Below are 16,972 nucleotides of genomic sequence, written 5' to 3' on the forward strand. Positions count from 1 at the left end.
CGAAATCTGAATATGAAAGGAATAATATTAGCAGGGGGAAGTGGAACAAGATTATATCCTATAACAATTGCAGTAAGCAAACAATTACTACCGGTATATGATAAACCTATGATTTATTATCCCCTTTCTGTATTAATGCTGGCCGGAATTAAGGATATATTGTTTATAACTACCCCACATGACCAGCAGGTGTTCAAAAAATTGTTAGGAGACGGCTCTCATTTAGGTTGCAGTTTTGAATATGAAGTGCAGGAAGAGCCTAATGGATTGGCCGAGGCCTTTATCATTGGTGAAAAATTTATTGGAAATGAAAAAGTGGCTTTGGTTCTGGGAGATAATATTTTCTATGGCAATGGTTTTGGGAGTTTAGTAAGAAGTAAAATAGATTTGGATGGTGCCGCAATTTTTGCTTATCCAGTCAAAGATCCGGAACGTTATGGAGTTGTGGAATTTGATGGAAATAATAAAGCTATAAGTATTCAGGAAAAGCCTAAAGAGCCAAAATCCAAGTATGCAGTGCCTGGTTTATATTTTTACGATAATAAAGTTGTTGAATATGCCAAAATTGTAAAGCCATCAACTAGAGGTGAAAAAGAAATTTCAACAATTAACCAAATGTATCTGGATGCCGGTAAATTAGAGGTCGGGGTGATGACCCGTGGAATGAGTTGGTTTGATACCGGCACGGTTGAGTCCTTAGATGATGCCACAGAGTTTATTAGGGTAATTCAAAACAGGCAGAGCGCAATGATTGGTTGTATTGAAGAAGTGGCATATCAAAGAAGCTTTATTGATAAATCAACACTTAAAAAGTTATCTAAGAGATACGGCAAATCAAAGTACGGGGAATATCTTATAGATTTGTCAAAAACATTATAAATGCCATTAAAACAACAGGCACTTTCGGGAGTATTTTGGACTTTTTCACAACAATTTGGAGTGCAGGGAATATCTTTTCTGGTATCCATTATTCTGGCTAGACTACTTTTGCCAGCAGAGTTTGGCTTAATTGCCATGATTGGAATTTTTATGGGGGTTGGTGGGATATTAATGGAGGGCGGTCTTGGGCAATCCTTAATAAGAGCAAAAGAGCCTGACCAGGAAGATTACTCAACAGTATTTTTTTTCAACTTGGCAGGGAGCATAATAGTTTATGGAATAGTGTATTTTGCAGCTCCGCTTATTGCAGCTTTCTTTGAAAGGGAAATTCTCATTGAGATCACCCGGCTTTATTGTTTAATCTTTATATTAAATGCATTTTCCGCCATTCAGTTAACTAGGCTAACCAAGAAAATGGATTTTAAAACACAATTGTTTATTAAAATTCCATCTTTAATAATAAGTAGTGCGGTGGGTATTTATATGGCATATACGGGTTTCGGTGTATGGAGTCTGGTTTGGATGGGATTGATACAATCTTTTACTCAGTCTGTTCAATTATGGTTCTGGTCAAAATGGCAACCATCCTGGGTTTTTAATATGGAAAAATTCAGGTTTCATTTTAATTTTGGGATAAAACTTACAATGTCTGGACTTCTGGATGTCATTTTTGTAAACGCTTATCCAATTATGATCGGAAAATTTTTCACCCCGGCCCAGTTAGGGTATTATTCTCGGGCAGATTCACTAAAGCAATTTCCGGTCAATAATATTGGAGCCGTATTGGGGAAGGTAACTTACCCTTTATTCGCGTCCATTCAGGAAGATACTGCAAGGCTGAAAAGAGTCTATTCCAAAATAATGAAAATGGTGATTTACCTGGTAGCTCCTACCTTAATTATAATGGCGGTACTGGCAGAACCTCTATTTCGTTTTTTATTGACTGAAAAATGGTTGCCCGCTGTTCCTTATTTCCAAATTTTGTGTGCCAATGGAATACTTTATCCTATACATTCTTACAATCTCAATATTTTAAATGTAATGGGGCGTAGTGATCTTTTTCTTAAACTGGAGATCTTTAAGAAAGCTTTAATTGTAATTGTAATAGGGGTGTCTGTAAATTTTGGTATTTTCGCCCTGTTGTATGGTAGTGTATTAACTTCATTTATGGCCTTTTTTATCAATACACATTATTCAGGAAAATTCCTTAAATATTCCGCATGGGAGCAGACTAAAGATTTAACACCCTACATAGGTTTGGCTTTTATTTGTGGATTTATTGTTTTTATTCTTGATTCTTCCTTCCCAACCTCTACAAATTATGATCTCCTAAGGTTGGTTACCGGCACTATTATTGGCTGCGCCATCTACTTTTTAAGCTCTTATTTTTTAAAAATGAGCGCAATGTCTGAACTATTACTTATAATAAAACGAAAATGATCCCCGTAACCAAAACATTTTTTCCGCCAATTGAAGAATATCATCATCAGGTTCAACGTATATGGGATAACCAGTGGCTTACTAATCGAGGTGAACTGGTAAAAGAATTGGAAACTAATTTAAAAATCGAATTAGGAGTTCCAAATATTACCTTAACCACCAATGGGACACTTCCAATTCAAATTGCATTGAAAGTTCTTGCAAAAGGCGGGGAAGTGATCACCACCCCTTTTAGTTATGTGGCGACATCGGCTGCTATAGTTTGGGAAAACTGTACCCCAGTTTTTGTAGATATTCACCCGGAGTATTTGACAATCGATGATACTAAGATTGAAACTGCCATTACTCCAAAAACTACCGCAATACTTGCTACCCATGTATTTGGAAATCCTTGTAATGTAGAAGAAATAGAGAGGGTAGCCCAGAAGCATAATTTAAAGGTAATTTATGATGCTGCTCATTGTTTTGGCGTAAGGTACAAAGGGCAAAGCATCTTTAATTATGGAGATATAAGTACCTGTAGCTTCCACGCCACCAAGTTGTTTCACACGGGGGAAGGCGGGGCAATGTTTTGTAAAAATAGCGAATTAAACCATCTATTGTTTTACAGCCATAATTTTGGACATAATGGCCCGGAAGATTTCCATGGGGTTGGGATCAATGCCAAAATGAGTGAATTACAGGCTGCGATGGGGTTGGGTGTTTTGCCGCATATGGATAAAATAACTCTTAACAGAAAACGGATAGTAGATTTTTATAATGAAAATTTAGATTTCTCCAAACTCGGTAAATTAAAAATCAGGGATGATACACAATGGAATTTTAGTTATTATCCCGTAATCTTTAATAGTGAAACAGCACTTTTAAATATTCAGAATAAATTAAATGAAAAAGGGGTATATCCTAGGAGGTATTTTTATCCTTCCCTTAACACTGTGCAATATATTAAGGGTGAAGAAATGCCGACTTCAGAAAGTGTAGCGTCAAGAATTCTCTGCCTGCCTTTATATTTTGAATTAGAGGAAGAAAAATTGAAGTTTATTGTAAAAATTATTAATAGTTAATTATGCTAATAATAGGAGCCGGAGGGTTTGCAATAGAGGTTTTGGATATTTTACATCAAATTAATCAAATTAATAATTTAGTCTTTTATGATGATATAAATGATGCTATCTATGAAAAATTATACAATCATTTTCTAATCTTAAAAAATTTAGATCAAGCTGAAAATTATTTTGAAACTATAGACAAGCATTTTACTATCGGTATTGGTAATCCAGTATTAAGAAAGAAAATGTATGATAAATTTAGTAAAATTGGTGGTATTCTTAAGTCTACAATTAGCCCTGAAGCAAGCATTGGTGCTTATAATGTAATAATGGGGGAAGGAAATAATATTTTATCCGGATCCAGAATTTCAAATAGTACACGAATTGGCAATGGATGTATTATTTATTATAATTCCGTTATAACACATAATTGTTTGATAGGTGATTTTATTGAAATATCTCCAAATGTTAATTTATTAGGTGGATGTGAGATTGATGATTATTCACGTATAGGTGCGAATGCCACAATTCTTCCAAATGTTAAAATTGGTAAAAACGTAATAGTTGGAGCTGGTTCTGTTGTCACCAAAGATGTAGCAGATAATAGTTTAGTAATAGGAATTCCTGGTAAAATAGGAAGGAAATTAGAACCTCTGAATTTTTAGAATGAGACAAGCTTCGAAAGTTAGTGTTTGTATGATTGCTTATAATCACGAGAAATTTATAGAAGAGGCAATTTATGGGGTACTGATGCAAAAACATGATTTTGAAGTAGAAGTGGTTATTGTTAACGATTGCTCATCTGATCGTACAAATGAGGTTATACAAAATATAATAAATACAGATCCACGAGCATCAATAATCAACTATATTAATCACGATAGAAATATTGGTATAATTCCTAATTTTAATTTTGCTCTAAAACAATGTAAAGGTGAATATATTGCAATATGTGAGGGAGATGATTATTGGACAGATCCATATAAACTGCAAAAACAGGTAGATTTTTTGGAAACTCATCCAAGCTATTTCATACATAGCGGTAAAGCACAGGTTTTAAATGGCAATATTTTAGTAGAAGAGGCATCAAATCGTGCTTTAGAGCCGAAAACTTATGATATAAAAGATTTTTACACTGTTAATAGAGTGTATACCTGTACTGTAATGTTTCGTAACACGTCCAGATTCACTTTTGATTTTGAAAATAAATTATTTGGAGATTGGATATTATACATATCACTTTTATCTAGTAATCCGGGAAATTTAGCCTATGTTTCTAATGAAATATATGCTGTATACAGAATTCATAGCGGCGGCGCGATGCAGACAGTGTCGCAATTCTATAAAAATGCGGAGGCACAACTAACTCACATATTCGCTATTAATAAATTTATTAAGTGTGAATATTCTGAAAAGGACATTTACAGGATAAACGACTATTGTTTAGTGATTTTTTCACATTACTTAAAATTCTCGCAATATAAAAAATGTATAAACATAATTTATAAGAACATAAAATTAGTGAAATATCACATTTCAGTAAAGGGTTATTCGTCATTATTGTTTAGAAAAATAATACCTAAAGATTAATGTTATACAAATATCCAGAAAAATTATTATTGCTCATGGTTATTTTCAAGGCAGGGTGTTGATAAGGTTTTATTAGCTTTTCTAGACGCCCTAGGGTTTACTGACTTCAGTGTAAAACTTTTATTGTTACGTCTAGGTGCCAAAATGTTTAATGATATCCCCCTAAAACTGGGTTTGAGTTGAAAGAATTCAAAATAATTCAGAATGGTTTTTTACTGTTGAACCTCGTTCTATTAAACCTCCGGTTTTCAATATTCTGCTTCCGGAATTTTGTTCTTACCATTATATTTGGATTTAAAAGGTTGACAAATCAATTTAAATGTGATTTTATTTAATTATAAGTAAACCTAAGAATGACAGTAATAAAAAATTTTAGAGAAACCTCTTTTAAGATTAATGATTTAGCATTAGTTCTTAAAAAAGTAAATAAATCTTTTCAACCTTCACTTTTGGAAAGGTTGACTAAAAGGTCTACAGTTAATAATTTCTCAGAATATATTAGAAAATTATTGAGTTTTGGAAATATTATTATTGCGTGTGACTCACAAAATATTAAAGGACTTATTATGTTCTATAATAATGATTCCAAAAACCAGGAAGCCTACATATCTGTAATCGCTGTTACTCCGGAATTCCAAGGGCAGGGTATTTCAAGTGAACTTATTCGGTTTTCAATTAGAGAAAGTAAGAATAACAAAATGAAATCTTTATATGTGAAAACTTGGCCGGAGAATAAAGCTGCAATAAAATTATATGAGAAAAATGGATTTATGATATTGAGAGTTGATAAAGAAAATATACTCCTTTCATTAGATTTGACTTAAGAAATAGAATATGAATGTATTAGCAAGAAGTAACTGATAAATGAATATTTTATTAACTTCAGCAGGAAGAAGATCTTACCTGGTAGAATATTTTAAAGAAGCACTGGCAGGGAGAGGAAAAGTACACGTTGCTAATTCTCAATTTTCACCCGCCTTAATTGAAGCAGATGAATGGGTGGTGACTCCACTAATTTATGAAGAAGGTTTTATTGAATTTCTCTTAGATTATGTCGAAAAGCATAATATAAATATACTTATTTCATTGTTTGATATAGACCTACCTGTTTTAGCCAAATCTAAAGCGCTTTTTCAAGAGTTGGGGGTAGAAGTGGTGATATCTTCTCCAAGTGTTGTAGCCAAATGTAATGACAAATGGTTAACTTCTCAATTTTTAATAACTCACGGCTTTAATACACCAAAAACATATATTAATTTAAAGTCTAGTAAAGAAGCCATAAAATCAGGTGAAATTAATTACCCCCTTATTGTTAAACCAAGATGGGGGATGGGCTCTATCTGCCTTTACAAAGCAGAGAATGAGTTAGAACTTGAAGTTTTTTTCGCCAAAGTAAAAAGAGAAATTTATAATTCTTATTTAAAATATGAATCTAAAGAAAGTTCTGAAAATGCAGTGCTGATCCAACAATGCATTAATGGACAGGAATATGGTTTGGACGTTTTTAACGATTTGGAAGGTAATTATATCAAAACCTTTGTAAAGAAAAAAATGGCAATGCGATCAGGGGAGACTGATGGTGCTCGGACAGAAGAAAATATTCCTCTTATGCAATTGGGAGAAAGACTTGCCCTCTCTCTGCGACATATAGGTGTTTTAGATATGGACTGTTTTATAAGTAATGGAAAACTTTATGTTTTAGAAATGAACTGCCGCTTTGGTGGAGGTTATCCTTTTACTCACCTCGCCGGAGTTAATTTACCTAAGGTATTACTTGATTTAAGTGAAAAGAAAAAAATTAAAAAAAGTTTATTACAAATGCAATATAATATAGAAATGGTTAAAGACATAAACATAATTAAAATGTCTGAAGATTGAAACCGCTAGTAAGTATAAGTTGTATTACCTATAATCATAAAAATTACATAGAGGAATGTTTGAATGGGTTTTTAATGCAGCAGACAAATTTTTCTTTTGAAATTCTTATTTATGATGATGCATCTACAGATGGCACAACTGAAATTATTAAAGAATACGAAATAAAATATCCAGATTTAATTAGGCCTATTTACCAGTTAGAAAATCAATATTCTAAAGGGCAAAGAGGAATTAATGTAAAATACAATTTTTCAAGAGCAAAAGGAAAATATATAGCCTTGTGTGAAGGCGATGATTATTGGACAGATCCTTATAAGTTGCAAAAGCAGGTAGATTTTTTGGAATCCCATCCAGCCTATATTATACATAGCGGTAAAGCACAAGTATTAAAGAATCATAATTTAATAAAAAAAACCTACAATACTTTAGAGCCAAAAACTTATGATATTAAAGGATTTTATACTTTAAATAGAATATATACCTGTACTGTTATGTTCCGTAAAATATCAAGAGCTAAATTTGAATTTGAAAATAAGTTGTTTGGAGATTGGATATATTATATATCACTTTTATCTACTAAACCGGGAAATTTAGCGTATGTTTCGAAAGAAGTATATGCTGTTTATAGAGTTCATAACGGTGGCGCCATGCAGACAGTGTCGCAATTATATAAAAATGCTGAGGCACAAATAACTCACATATATGCTATAAATAATTTTATTAAGTGTGAATATTCTGAAAAAGATATTCAACGGATAAACGACTATTGCTTAGTGATTTTTTCACATTACCTGAACATATCGGAATACAAAAAATGCATAAACATACTTTATAAGAACCTGGGATTAGTGAAACATCACATTTCCGTAAAAGGTTATTTGTCATTATTATATAGAAAAATATTACCTAAAACTTAAGAGTTATGCGAAAATCCAGGAAAATAATTATTGTTCATGGATATATGGATATGGGGGGTGTTGAAAAAGCTTTATTAGCTCTATTAGAGGCCTTAGAGTTTACTGAATTCAGTGTGAAGCTTTTATTGTTACGTCCAGGCGGCAAACTGTTTAATGATATCCCAAATTGGGTAGAGGTTGAAATAATTAAGGAATTTTCAGAATGGGGTTATTTAGTATCTGAACCTCCATTATCTACATCAATAAGATTTTTCAAAGAAAAAAAAATATCTGATGCAGTTGGCGCTCTCTTCAGGGCTGTTAGAATAAAACTCTCGTCAAACGATTTATGGCATCTAAATTTCAAAGCTTTTTTTAATAAAATACATAAAATTTATGAAGCAGATATAGCTATTTCCTTTAGAGGTTTAGATATAATTATTCCATATTTTGTTACAGAAAAGGTAAATGCTCGTTTTAAATTAATGTGGATTCATGGTGATATTAAACATCACATTACTGATAAACAAAAATTCTCACATATATTATATCCCAAATTCGATAAAATATACGGAGTTTCAGAAGATGTAAAAACTTCAATAATTTCAATGTTTCCCGATTTAAAAGAAAAAGTTGAAGTTTTTAGAAATATGGTTCCTGTTGTAAAAATTAAAAAACTTGCAGAGATTGGGGGATCTTTTGAAGATGATTTCTCCGGATATAGATTATTAACAGTAGGTAGATTAGATCGATTTAAAGGACAAGATAGAATCCCAAAGATAGTTAGATGGCTCAAAGATAAAGGTTTTAATTTTAGATGGTATCTGGTGGGGGATGGGGAATTAGAAAATGAAATTAAAACTCAGATTCTAGATTTAGAAATCAATGATCATTTATTTCTTTTAGGAAATAAAATGAATCCTTATCCTTTTATTAAAAACTGCGATATATATGTGGTTCCCTCCAGAACTGAGGGAGCATCTATAGTAATGCATGAAGTTAAAACTTTAAAGAAACCTATAGTTACAACGAACGTAGCGAGTGCTGAATTATTTGTAAATGATGGAGTAGACGGATTTATAGTATCAAATGATATGGAAGGTGTTTTCAATGGCATACAAAAATTTTTGGATAATCCTTTATTAATAAAAAAATTCTCAATTTTTTCAAATTTATCTAATAATGAACAAATTGATGATATTAATAAATTTTATGAATTGGATAAAATTTGAGTTGAGCATATGAAAAGTATCATACAAAGAATTAGAATTTTATTATATTTTCTAAAAATAAATTCTAAACCAAAAGAACAACCTCCATTTCATATTAAAAGTCACGGCCAAATAATAAGTAAAGGGAGAAATTCTGTCCATAACGGAAATTTTGTAGTTAAAGGAAAAGGTGGTGTTTTAGAAATTGGAGGTTTTTGTGCAATAGGCGTAAATGTAACGGTTATTTTAGCAAATCACTATTATGATTTTCCAGCTGTAGAATTTGATTTTTATAAAAAATATTTTGGGAAATATCCATACACTATAAAAAATCGAAAAAATCGAATTGGGAGCGATGTATGGATTGGAGACAATGTGGTAATATTGCCAGAAGTTAACATTGGTAATGGAGCAATTATAGGCGCTGGAGCCATTGTAACTAAAGATGTTCCGCCTTACGCCATTGTAGGTGGAAACCCTGCTAAAATAATAAAATACCGTTTTTCCGAAAGTGTTACTCAAGAATTATTAGATTCTAAATGGTGGGAATGGGATGATTCGAAAATAAAAGAAAATAAAGATTTCTTTTTTAGAAATTTAAATCAGAATAATTAAGAATGACAGATAAAAATTTAAGAAAGGTTGATTTTAGTATCATTATACCGGTATATAATTCTTCTTCTTATTTAGAGCTGTGTATACAGTCTGTTTTAAGTCAAACCTATAAAAATTTAGAGATCATTTTAATCAATGATGGATCTACTGATGATAGTCTCTCAATTTGTAATAGCTTAGCTAAGGGAGACGCTAGAATAAAAGTCTTAGATCAAAAGAATAAAGGTCAGGGTAGTGCAAGAAACTTAGGTTTAAAACATGCCAATGGCACTTATATTCTATTTGTGGACTCAGATGATGCATTAGCTGAGAATACATTAGAGCTAAATTATCAAATATTAGAAAAAGATCCTTCAATTGAATGTTTGCAGTTCCCTATTTTCATGAAATATGGAACTGAGGATGCTTATATCAGAAAAAATATTGATAAAAAATATCAACTGGAATCTAATGAATTTAAAAAATTTATTCTTGAAGACAATTTGATTTCATGGATTGTCTGTGATAAAATTTTTAAAAGAGATAGTATTAAAAGTTTGAAATTTAGAGAAGATATTAAATTTGAGGATAATTTTTTTATGATGGAGTACGTACAAATTGTCAAGAGTTTTTATTCATCTGAGAAGGGACTTTACTATTATTATTTTAGGGAGGAATCAACGACAACCTCAACTTTTAGTGAACTTAAAGAAAGAAGCACTTTAGAAGTGTTGTGTTTGATTTTGAGCTTTTTAAATCCAATAAAAGATTGTGATACATTTTACAAGTATCTCATTCGATTAATCAATGTAAATAAATCTTTGACAGTTAATTTTAATTCTAATTTTAAAGAGTTTTATAAGTTTAGGAGACAGGTCGATATATTAGATGCTTTCACTACTAAGCTGCCAATTAAAGACAAATTTAAACTCCTTATGTATAAACTTCAATAAATAACCTTAAATTAATAGTTATAACTCATCACTCTTTTGCATTTTTAATTAGTTCTCCATTCTCTCAATTTTTTATTAAAATACTCAAAATATTAAACTTAGCTTAAAAGGAAACAAGCTTTCAATGTTAGAGTCGTTATGTTGGCGATTATAATTTAGCTTTGCATTTTTATTTTAATATATTACGACGATGAAATCTAATTTTGATTAACCAGTTGTTTTATTTACATAACTTATTGATTGTAAGCATATTATCACGATTTATTTATGAAAAATCACCAGCCAATGATTTCTATTATAATTCCAATCTACAACGTAGAAGATTTCCTCACTGAAAGTCTGTTTTCTGTTGTAAGTCAAAGTTATAGTGACTTCGAGGTAATCATGGTTAATGATGGCGCGACGGATTTATCAGCAACAATTGCAGATGATTTTGCGCATAGAGATACTCGTTTTCGACTTATCCATCAGGAAAATAGGGGTTTATCTGGTGCAAGAAATACAGGTTTGAGAGAAGCGCGAGGAGAATATGTTTTTTATCTAGATTCAGATGACATGTTGCTGGAGAATGCATTGGAATTGTTGATTAATGCAGCAGTAAAATATCAAGGAGATGTTGTGCAGGGGAACTTTTATTATGATTATCCTAGCTATAGGCTACTCAATCTTCAACAACATCAAGAAATTGAGGTTTATAATAGAGAAGAAGCTATGTGGGCATTATTGGAGCACAAGACAGTATTCAATTTTGCCTGGGGAAAGTTAATTAAGAAAGAATTAGCCCAACGCTATCTTTTTCCCGAAGGTAAGTTTTATGAAGATACTTTCTGGAAATACAAAATAATTGAAGATGTGGAACGCTATATAGCTATCAGACAGCCTATTTTATATTATTTGCAAAGAGATTCTGCTATTTCTGGTTCCTTCTCAATTCGTAATTTGGATCAGTTGGAAGGTGAATTAGAACGCTTGGAGTATGTGAAAAAGCACTATCCAAAGAAATTTGAGAATCAAGCGTTAAAATTGCTCCATCAAAAAGTTCAACATCATTATTCGTTATTGACTTGCATAAATCAAGACGAGCAACAAATATATAAAAAGAAGCTACAAGATATTGAGTCAGATTTGAATTTAAAAGAAAAGTTTCCTAATTCCACTACTGGATTGTACAACAAATTAAATAGTATTACCCAGCGTTTAAAAAATCGAGTTTTGGGATCTAAAAATTGGAAAAGAATTGAGAAAGTAGAATAAGGAAATCAATGATTTAGGAAGACCTTTTCATAAGTAGTATTAGTGAATTTAAAATAATACGCTAGGTATGTACTATATATAATTTCACACTTATTCAAGAACAAAATAATGGGGCCATTTTTTAGAAAATGGAAAAAATTTAATCCTAAAATTTGATTATGCAACGAAAGTTAAAAATTCTTTTTGTAATTGAGTCTTTAACCCTAGCTGGTAGTGAAAAGAGTTTAATTGCATTATTAAACAATTTAGATAAGAAAATTTATGATGTTGATTTGCAATTATTTCGATTTGGCGGAGAATTAGATGGTTTTATTCCGGATTTTGTAAATCTTCTTCCTCCAATACCGTATACCATGTATGCAGAACAAAGTTGGGGCCAAAACTTGATTGACCTACTAAAGGGAAAGGATTTTAATTTTTTTAGAAGCAAATTTTCTTACTCCATAAATATTAGAAAAGGCCAATATAATAATCCGGAACTTGCTCAAATTTACTGGGAAACAAACAGTACTAACATAGATGAGTCAAGTATTGATTATGATATTGCAATCGCCTATGCACAAGGTATTCCTACTTTTTATGTTCAGGATAAGATAAAAGCCCATAAAAAAATAACCTGGGTGAATGCGAATGTTCAATTCACTAAAAGAAATATTATATTTCAACAACTTTATTATTATCAGTACGACTGTATAGTTCCTGTATCAGGTATGAACGAAATACATTTTAAAAGTATATTTCCTGAGTTTGAAAAAAAACTTTATTTAGTCCCTGATATGATTGACTATATAAGTATAAATAAGATGTCTGAAGAGTTTGTTCCTGGATTTCAAACAGACCAATTTAATATTCTAACAGTTGCTAGATTAGAAAAAGGGATGAAGGGACTAGATATAACTATTGAAGCCTGTAGGATATTAAGAGATAAGGGAGTTAACTTTCATTGGTACATATTAGGAAAAGGGACTTTTCAGACCGAAATACAAAATTTTATTAAATCTCATAGGTTAGAAAACTATCTAACACTTTTAGGCACCTCACCCAATCCTTACCCTTATTTTAAAGCTGCTGATTTATACGTGCAAACTTCGCGGTCTGAAAGTTATGGAATATCGATTGCGGAAGCCCGATTGTTGAATACACCGATTGTAACTACATGTTTCGATTCAGTTTATAATCAGATGGTAGAAGGTATGAATGGTCTTATAACTGACATTAACGCTGAGGCAGTTGCAGATGGAATTATAAGAATAATGAATAACGAAGAATTATACAATTCAATTGTTGAATACCTTAAACAAGAACCTAAAGAAAATAAAGAAACTGTAAAACGATTTGATACAATGGTCAGCAATTTATTAACTACTAATTGAAATTTATTTAAAAGAAAATAATGAATCAAGTTTTAGTAAGTATTTGTTGTTTAACTTATAATCATGAGAATTATATAGATAAATGTATCCAGGGCTTTTTGATGCAGAAGACTAGTTTTTCTTTTGAAATCATAGTCTTTGATGATGTGTCCACCGATAATACTGCCATAATAATTGCAAAGTATCAAAAGGAATATCCCGGCTTGTTCACAGTAATTAAACAGGAGGTTAATCAATTTTCACAGGGGATTCAACCTTTTTTTAAAATACTCTTTCCGGCAGCAACTGGAAAATATATTGCGTATTGTGAAGGGGACGATTATTGGACAGATCCCTTAAAGTTGCAGAAACAGGTGGATTTTATGGAAATGAATAAAAATATAATAGCTTGCGGCACCAATTATAATGTATTAAGGGGCAAAGAATTAAATGAAATTAATAAATATTCGAAGCAGCAATTATTTGATCATTACGATATTATTTTCAACAATAGGATTGGAACTTTAACTGCTTTGGTCAGAAATAATTTTCAAATTCCAAATTATTTAGAAAGTTCTTTTTTCGGTGATTTAAGCCTTTTATTATATCTCACCAAAAACAAAGGTGAAATTGCTGTTTTACCCATTAATACAGCTGTATTGAGAGTTCATGAATTAGGTATCTATAGTGGAGCAAGCATCGAAGAAAATATTCAAAGAGAATTTTCAGATAAACTTTTATTTCTGAAGAATAATAAAAAGGATCTTAAGTTCCTTTTATATTGCTTGATCTCATGCTTTCAGAAAGCTTCTGTCCATTTTGCAAGGGCTGTTTTGCAAAGACCTTATTCTAACTTTAGTTATTCAGTATCTTATATTCAACAAATACAGATTTTATTAGGGTTGTATTTGCAAAAAACAAAATAATAATCAATGTTCACATTGCATTAGTTCAATTTAATTATACTTCATGAAACTTTTATATATTACCAATGGAATAACTGGTTCAGGGGGACTGGAACGTGTGCTTTCAATCAAGGCAAGTTTGTTGGTGGACCAGTATGATTATGAAATAGCAATAGTTTCTTTAAATGAAAAAAAATTAAGTCCTTTCTATTCTTTTAATAACAAAATTAATTTTTATGACATTACTGTACCCAAGGCTTTATTCCTGAATTTAACGGCTTATATCAGAGGGCTTCGAAAAATTGTTAGAGATTTTAAACCTGATGTTATTTCTGTATGTGATGATGGTTTGAAAGGTTTTTTTCTGCCTAAAATTTTGGGTAAACAAGTTCCCATTATTTATGAGCGACATGTTTCCAAAGAAATAGAAATGAGAGATAACTTTCCTTTCTGGAAGAAGCAATTAATAAGGGCTAAATGGAAAATAATGGAGAAATTAGCTCCCGGTTTTTCAAAATTTGTGATTTTAACTGAAGGAAATTCCATGGAGTGGCCATCTTTGACGAATCTAAAAATTATACCTAATCCATTGCCATTTTACCCTGAAAATAGCAGTTCTTTAAATAACAAGAAAGTGCTCATCGTAGGAAAGCAATCTTATCAAAAAGGCCAGGATCTCCTGATTCAAGCCTGGAAGATTGTTATGGAAAAACATCCCGACTGGGTTTTGGAAATTGTTGGAAAAGTCGATGAGTCTATGGGATTAAAACAACAGCTATCTAAATTGGACCTTGCAGAACAGGTACATTTTTTTGAACCTGAAAAAAATATTGAACAAAAATATTCAAATACATCTATTTATGTGATGTCCTCCCGCTACGAGGGTTTTGGGATGGTATTAATAGAAGCAATGGCTTTTGGGGTCCCATGTATTTCTTTTAACTGTAATTATGGTCCTTCTGATATTATTAAACATAATCAAAATGGATTATTGATTCCAAATGGAGATATTAACTCATTAGCAATGTCAATTATTGAATTGATTGAAAATCCTGAAAGAAGAAAAGCTTTGGGGCTTCAGGCTAAAATAGATGCTCAGAAGTATTTGCCAGAACAAATTGTTAAGCAATGGGATGACCTTTTTCGATTAATAACTTAATGGATTTAACTGGGAGACAAAATTTCTTCTATGGGGAAATGTCTATTCGATATGAGCGCTAAAACAATCTTATAAAAACATCTATGAAACATATTGTAATTTTAATAGATCAGCTATATAATTTTGGAGGTATTGAACGTTTAGTAGCTTTGAAAGCAAATTATTGGACTTCTGTATTTGGTTATAAAGTGACTATCTTGAGTACAGAACAAAAGAGAAATCCGAAGGTTTTTCCATTGAATAAATCGGTGGAATGTATAGATTTAGGAATTAATTACGACAGATCTAAAAGTTACTTTGGACCAAGAAATTTGGCCAAATTTTTTAAAAACATAAAAATCCTAAAGCAACAATTAAATGTTTTAAAACCGGATTTCATTTTGGTCGCTTCACATATTCCAATGACTTATTTTATTCCTTTTATCAAGGGAAAGTCTAAAGTTATCAAGGAATTTCATTTTACCAAATACGAACGGCAACGGAATTTGAAATTTAAAATATTTAATTTTTTTGAAAGCAAGTATGATTATTTGGTAGTTCTGAGTAAAGAAGAACGTCAATTTTATGATACGCAAAATGTTGTGGTCATCCCAAACCCGTTAACTTATCCGGTACCTGAGAATGGCCTATCAATAGATGCTAAGGATAATAAAGCTATTTTTGTAGGGAGGGTTGCGCCGGTGAAGAATTTAGAAGGTATGATAAATATCTGGAAAAATTTTATAATGCTGCATCCCAACTGGAAACTAGAAATTTATGGTTCTTATGACGATGTTTATGGACAATCTATACGGGAAAAAGTTATCGAGGAAAACATGTCTGATCATATTTTCTTAATGGGAAGTGCTTCTAATATTATGAAGGCGATTGAATCTGCAAAAGTGATGTTAATGACCTCGCACCAGGAATGTTTCCCTATGGTAATATTGGAATCTTTTGCTCTTGGGGTTCCTGTATATGCATTTAATTGTCCCACAGGTCCCCGAAACATTATTGAGGATGGCAAAAACGGATGTCTTATTGAAAATGGAAACATTACTGAATTTGTAAATGCATTAGATGCTTTTGTGGAGAATGAAGACGAACAAAAAAGAATGTCCAAGTTCGCATCTATAACCGCTAAAATGTATTCTTTAGATATTATTATGCAAAAATGGAATGAGAAAATTTTTCTAAAATAAATTTATGATAATTTTCAAATATATTTTATATTTTCCTTTGCTCTTAAGATTTTTAACTGCAACCAATAAAAAGATTATTATCAAAGATCTTTATGCAAATAATCTTAAGAAAACAGAATCTATTAATGATGATTTTATTAACCGAATTTCGGTGGATCGCTATTTTAGAACTTTGTTCTATTTTCGCACAAGAAGTTTGTTCACAAACATTTTACGGATATTTTTTCCAAAAGAACGATATTTCATAATTGACATAAATTCAAAAATTGGAGGTGGATTACGCACTGCACACCCCTATGGGACAATTATTAATGCTGAGCAGGTAGGAGAAAATGTTTATATAAATCAATTGGTAACTGTAGGGGAGAAAAATGGAAAAAGACCTGTTATTGAAGATAATGTAGAACTGCATTCCAATTGTTGTATAATTGGTGGGATCAAAATAGGAAAGAATGCTATTATTGGTGCTGGTACCATTATAACCAAAGATGTTCCTGCAAATAGTGTTGTAGTTGGTGCAAAAATGAGGTTTTTATAAAGTATAAGAATCCAGTGTGTTATTTACATCTTTCATCTTTTATATAGTACGATCTCGGTTTTATAGATATCAAGGAATTAAGGTAGTATTGAT

Annotated in this window: 17 protein-coding genes; all 17 read left to right on the forward strand. The window is 31.4% G+C overall.

Going from position 1 to position 16,972, the window contains the following annotated elements:
- Positions 1-12: 12 nt before the first annotated feature.
- The 17 genes from rfbA to ACW6QP_RS05725 all read left to right on the forward strand — a co-directional run bounded on the left by rfbA (position 13) and on the right by ACW6QP_RS05725 (position 16,879).
- Positions 13-879 carry a glucose-1-phosphate thymidylyltransferase RfbA gene (gene rfbA, locus ACW6QP_RS05645; protein ID WP_457909881.1) on the forward strand — a complete coding sequence of 289 codons (867 nt, stop codon included), beginning with the start codon at positions 13-15 and terminating at the stop codon, positions 877-879.
- Complete coding sequence (locus ACW6QP_RS05650) at positions 880-2,319, forward strand: lipopolysaccharide biosynthesis protein (RefSeq protein ID WP_457909882.1); 1,440 nt, start codon at positions 880-882, stop codon at positions 2,317-2,319. It abuts the gene before it with no gap.
- Positions 2,316-3,383: a DegT/DnrJ/EryC1/StrS family aminotransferase gene (locus tag ACW6QP_RS05655; protein WP_457909883.1), complete on the forward strand. Its 1,068-nt coding sequence runs from the start codon at positions 2,316-2,318 to the stop codon at positions 3,381-3,383. The genes ACW6QP_RS05650 and ACW6QP_RS05655 overlap by 4 nt, the downstream gene beginning before the upstream one ends.
- Positions 3,384-3,385: 2 nt before the next feature.
- A complete protein-coding gene (locus ACW6QP_RS05660) occupies positions 3,386-4,033 on the forward strand; it encodes an acetyltransferase (protein ID WP_457909884.1) in 648 nt (215 codons plus the stop codon).
- 1 nt (position 4,034) lies between these two features.
- A complete protein-coding gene (locus ACW6QP_RS05665) occupies positions 4,035-4,958 on the forward strand; it encodes a glycosyltransferase family 2 protein (RefSeq protein ID WP_457909885.1) in 924 nt (307 codons plus the stop codon).
- Between the two features lie 353 nt (positions 4,959-5,311).
- The gene (locus tag ACW6QP_RS05670; RefSeq protein WP_457909886.1) at positions 5,312-5,782 is read left to right on the forward strand and encodes a GNAT family N-acetyltransferase; all 471 of its coding nucleotides are present in this window, start codon (positions 5,312-5,314) and stop codon (positions 5,780-5,782) included.
- Between the two features lie 40 nt (positions 5,783-5,822).
- A complete protein-coding gene (locus ACW6QP_RS05675) occupies positions 5,823-6,836 on the forward strand; it encodes an ATP-grasp domain-containing protein (protein ID WP_457909887.1) in 1,014 nt (337 codons plus the stop codon).
- Positions 6,833-7,753 (forward strand): glycosyltransferase family 2 protein, encoded by a 921-nt coding sequence (locus tag ACW6QP_RS05680; RefSeq protein WP_457909888.1) that lies wholly within the window; start codon positions 6,833-6,835, stop codon positions 7,751-7,753. Before ACW6QP_RS05675 ends, ACW6QP_RS05680 begins: the two co-directional genes overlap by 4 nt.
- A 5-nt stretch (positions 7,754-7,758) precedes the next feature.
- Positions 7,759-8,964 (forward strand): glycosyltransferase, encoded by a 1,206-nt coding sequence (locus ACW6QP_RS05685; protein WP_457909889.1) that lies wholly within the window; start codon positions 7,759-7,761, stop codon positions 8,962-8,964.
- Between the two features lie 9 nt (positions 8,965-8,973).
- Positions 8,974-9,558, forward strand: a complete 585-nt coding sequence (locus tag ACW6QP_RS05690; RefSeq protein WP_457909890.1) for a CatB-related O-acetyltransferase — start codon at positions 8,974-8,976, stop codon at positions 9,556-9,558.
- A gap of 2 nt (positions 9,559-9,560) precedes the next feature.
- On the forward strand, positions 9,561-10,490 hold the full coding sequence (locus ACW6QP_RS05695) for a glycosyltransferase family 2 protein (protein WP_457909891.1): 930 nt from the start codon (positions 9,561-9,563) through the stop codon (positions 10,488-10,490).
- Positions 10,491-10,775: 285 nt separating this feature from the next.
- Positions 10,776-11,744 carry a glycosyltransferase family 2 protein gene (locus ACW6QP_RS05700; protein WP_457909892.1) on the forward strand — a complete coding sequence of 323 codons (969 nt, stop codon included), beginning with the start codon at positions 10,776-10,778 and terminating at the stop codon, positions 11,742-11,744.
- A 158-nt stretch (positions 11,745-11,902) separates the two neighbouring features.
- Positions 11,903-13,117 carry a glycosyltransferase gene (locus ACW6QP_RS05705; protein ID WP_457909893.1) on the forward strand — a complete coding sequence of 405 codons (1,215 nt, stop codon included), beginning with the start codon at positions 11,903-11,905 and terminating at the stop codon, positions 13,115-13,117.
- Between the two features lie 20 nt (positions 13,118-13,137).
- The gene (locus ACW6QP_RS05710) at positions 13,138-14,022 is read left to right on the forward strand and encodes a glycosyltransferase family 2 protein (RefSeq protein ID WP_457909894.1); all 885 of its coding nucleotides are present in this window, start codon (positions 13,138-13,140) and stop codon (positions 14,020-14,022) included.
- A 43-nt stretch (positions 14,023-14,065) separates the two neighbouring features.
- On the forward strand, positions 14,066-15,160 hold the full coding sequence (locus ACW6QP_RS05715) for a glycosyltransferase family 4 protein (protein WP_457909895.1): 1,095 nt from the start codon (positions 14,066-14,068) through the stop codon (positions 15,158-15,160).
- An 83-nt stretch (positions 15,161-15,243) separates the two neighbouring features.
- Positions 15,244-16,341: a glycosyltransferase family 4 protein gene (locus tag ACW6QP_RS05720; protein WP_457909896.1), complete on the forward strand. Its 1,098-nt coding sequence runs from the start codon at positions 15,244-15,246 to the stop codon at positions 16,339-16,341.
- 4 nt (positions 16,342-16,345) lie between these two features.
- Positions 16,346-16,879, forward strand: coding sequence for a serine acetyltransferase (locus ACW6QP_RS05725; RefSeq protein ID WP_457909897.1), 534 nt, complete (start codon positions 16,346-16,348; stop codon positions 16,877-16,879).
- Positions 16,880-16,972 lie beyond the last annotated feature (93 nt).

This window comes from Salegentibacter haimaensis, from assembly GCF_054121495.1.

What these genes read in the sequence shown, in the direction of transcription:
- ACW6QP_RS05700 (WP_457909892.1), top strand. Translation starts at nt 10,776, where the DNA reads ATGATTTCTATTATAATTCCAATCTACAACGTAGAAGATTTCCTCACT.
- ACW6QP_RS05660 (WP_457909884.1), top strand. Translation starts at nt 3,386, where the DNA reads ATGCTAATAATAGGAGCCGGAGGGTTTGCAATAGAGGTTTTGGATATT.
- ACW6QP_RS05670 (WP_457909886.1), top strand. Translation starts at nt 5,312, where the DNA reads ATGACAGTAATAAAAAATTTTAGAGAAACCTCTTTTAAGATTAATGAT.
- ACW6QP_RS05695 (WP_457909891.1), top strand. Translation starts at nt 9,561, where the DNA reads ATGACAGATAAAAATTTAAGAAAGGTTGATTTTAGTATCATTATACCG.
- ACW6QP_RS05690 (WP_457909890.1), top strand. Translation starts at nt 8,974, where the DNA reads ATGAAAAGTATCATACAAAGAATTAGAATTTTATTATATTTTCTAAAA.
- ACW6QP_RS05665 (WP_457909885.1), top strand. Translation starts at nt 4,035, where the DNA reads ATGAGACAAGCTTCGAAAGTTAGTGTTTGTATGATTGCTTATAATCAC.
- ACW6QP_RS05715 (WP_457909895.1), top strand. Translation starts at nt 14,066, where the DNA reads ATGAAACTTTTATATATTACCAATGGAATAACTGGTTCAGGGGGACTG.
- ACW6QP_RS05685 (WP_457909889.1), top strand. Translation starts at nt 7,759, where the DNA reads ATGCGAAAATCCAGGAAAATAATTATTGTTCATGGATATATGGATATG.
- ACW6QP_RS05720 (WP_457909896.1), top strand. Translation starts at nt 15,244, where the DNA reads ATGAAACATATTGTAATTTTAATAGATCAGCTATATAATTTTGGAGGT.
- ACW6QP_RS05710 (WP_457909894.1), top strand. Translation starts at nt 13,138, where the DNA reads ATGAATCAAGTTTTAGTAAGTATTTGTTGTTTAACTTATAATCATGAG.
- ACW6QP_RS05725 (WP_457909897.1), top strand. Translation starts at nt 16,346, where the DNA reads ATGATAATTTTCAAATATATTTTATATTTTCCTTTGCTCTTAAGATTT.
- ACW6QP_RS05705 (WP_457909893.1), top strand. Translation starts at nt 11,903, where the DNA reads ATGCAACGAAAGTTAAAAATTCTTTTTGTAATTGAGTCTTTAACCCTA.
- ACW6QP_RS05655 (WP_457909883.1), top strand. Translation starts at nt 2,316, where the DNA reads ATGATCCCCGTAACCAAAACATTTTTTCCGCCAATTGAAGAATATCAT.
- ACW6QP_RS05675 (WP_457909887.1), top strand. Translation starts at nt 5,823, where the DNA reads ATGAATATTTTATTAACTTCAGCAGGAAGAAGATCTTACCTGGTAGAA.
- ACW6QP_RS05650 (WP_457909882.1), top strand. Translation starts at nt 880, where the DNA reads ATGCCATTAAAACAACAGGCACTTTCGGGAGTATTTTGGACTTTTTCA.
- rfbA (WP_457909881.1), top strand. Translation starts at nt 13, where the DNA reads ATGAAAGGAATAATATTAGCAGGGGGAAGTGGAACAAGATTATATCCT.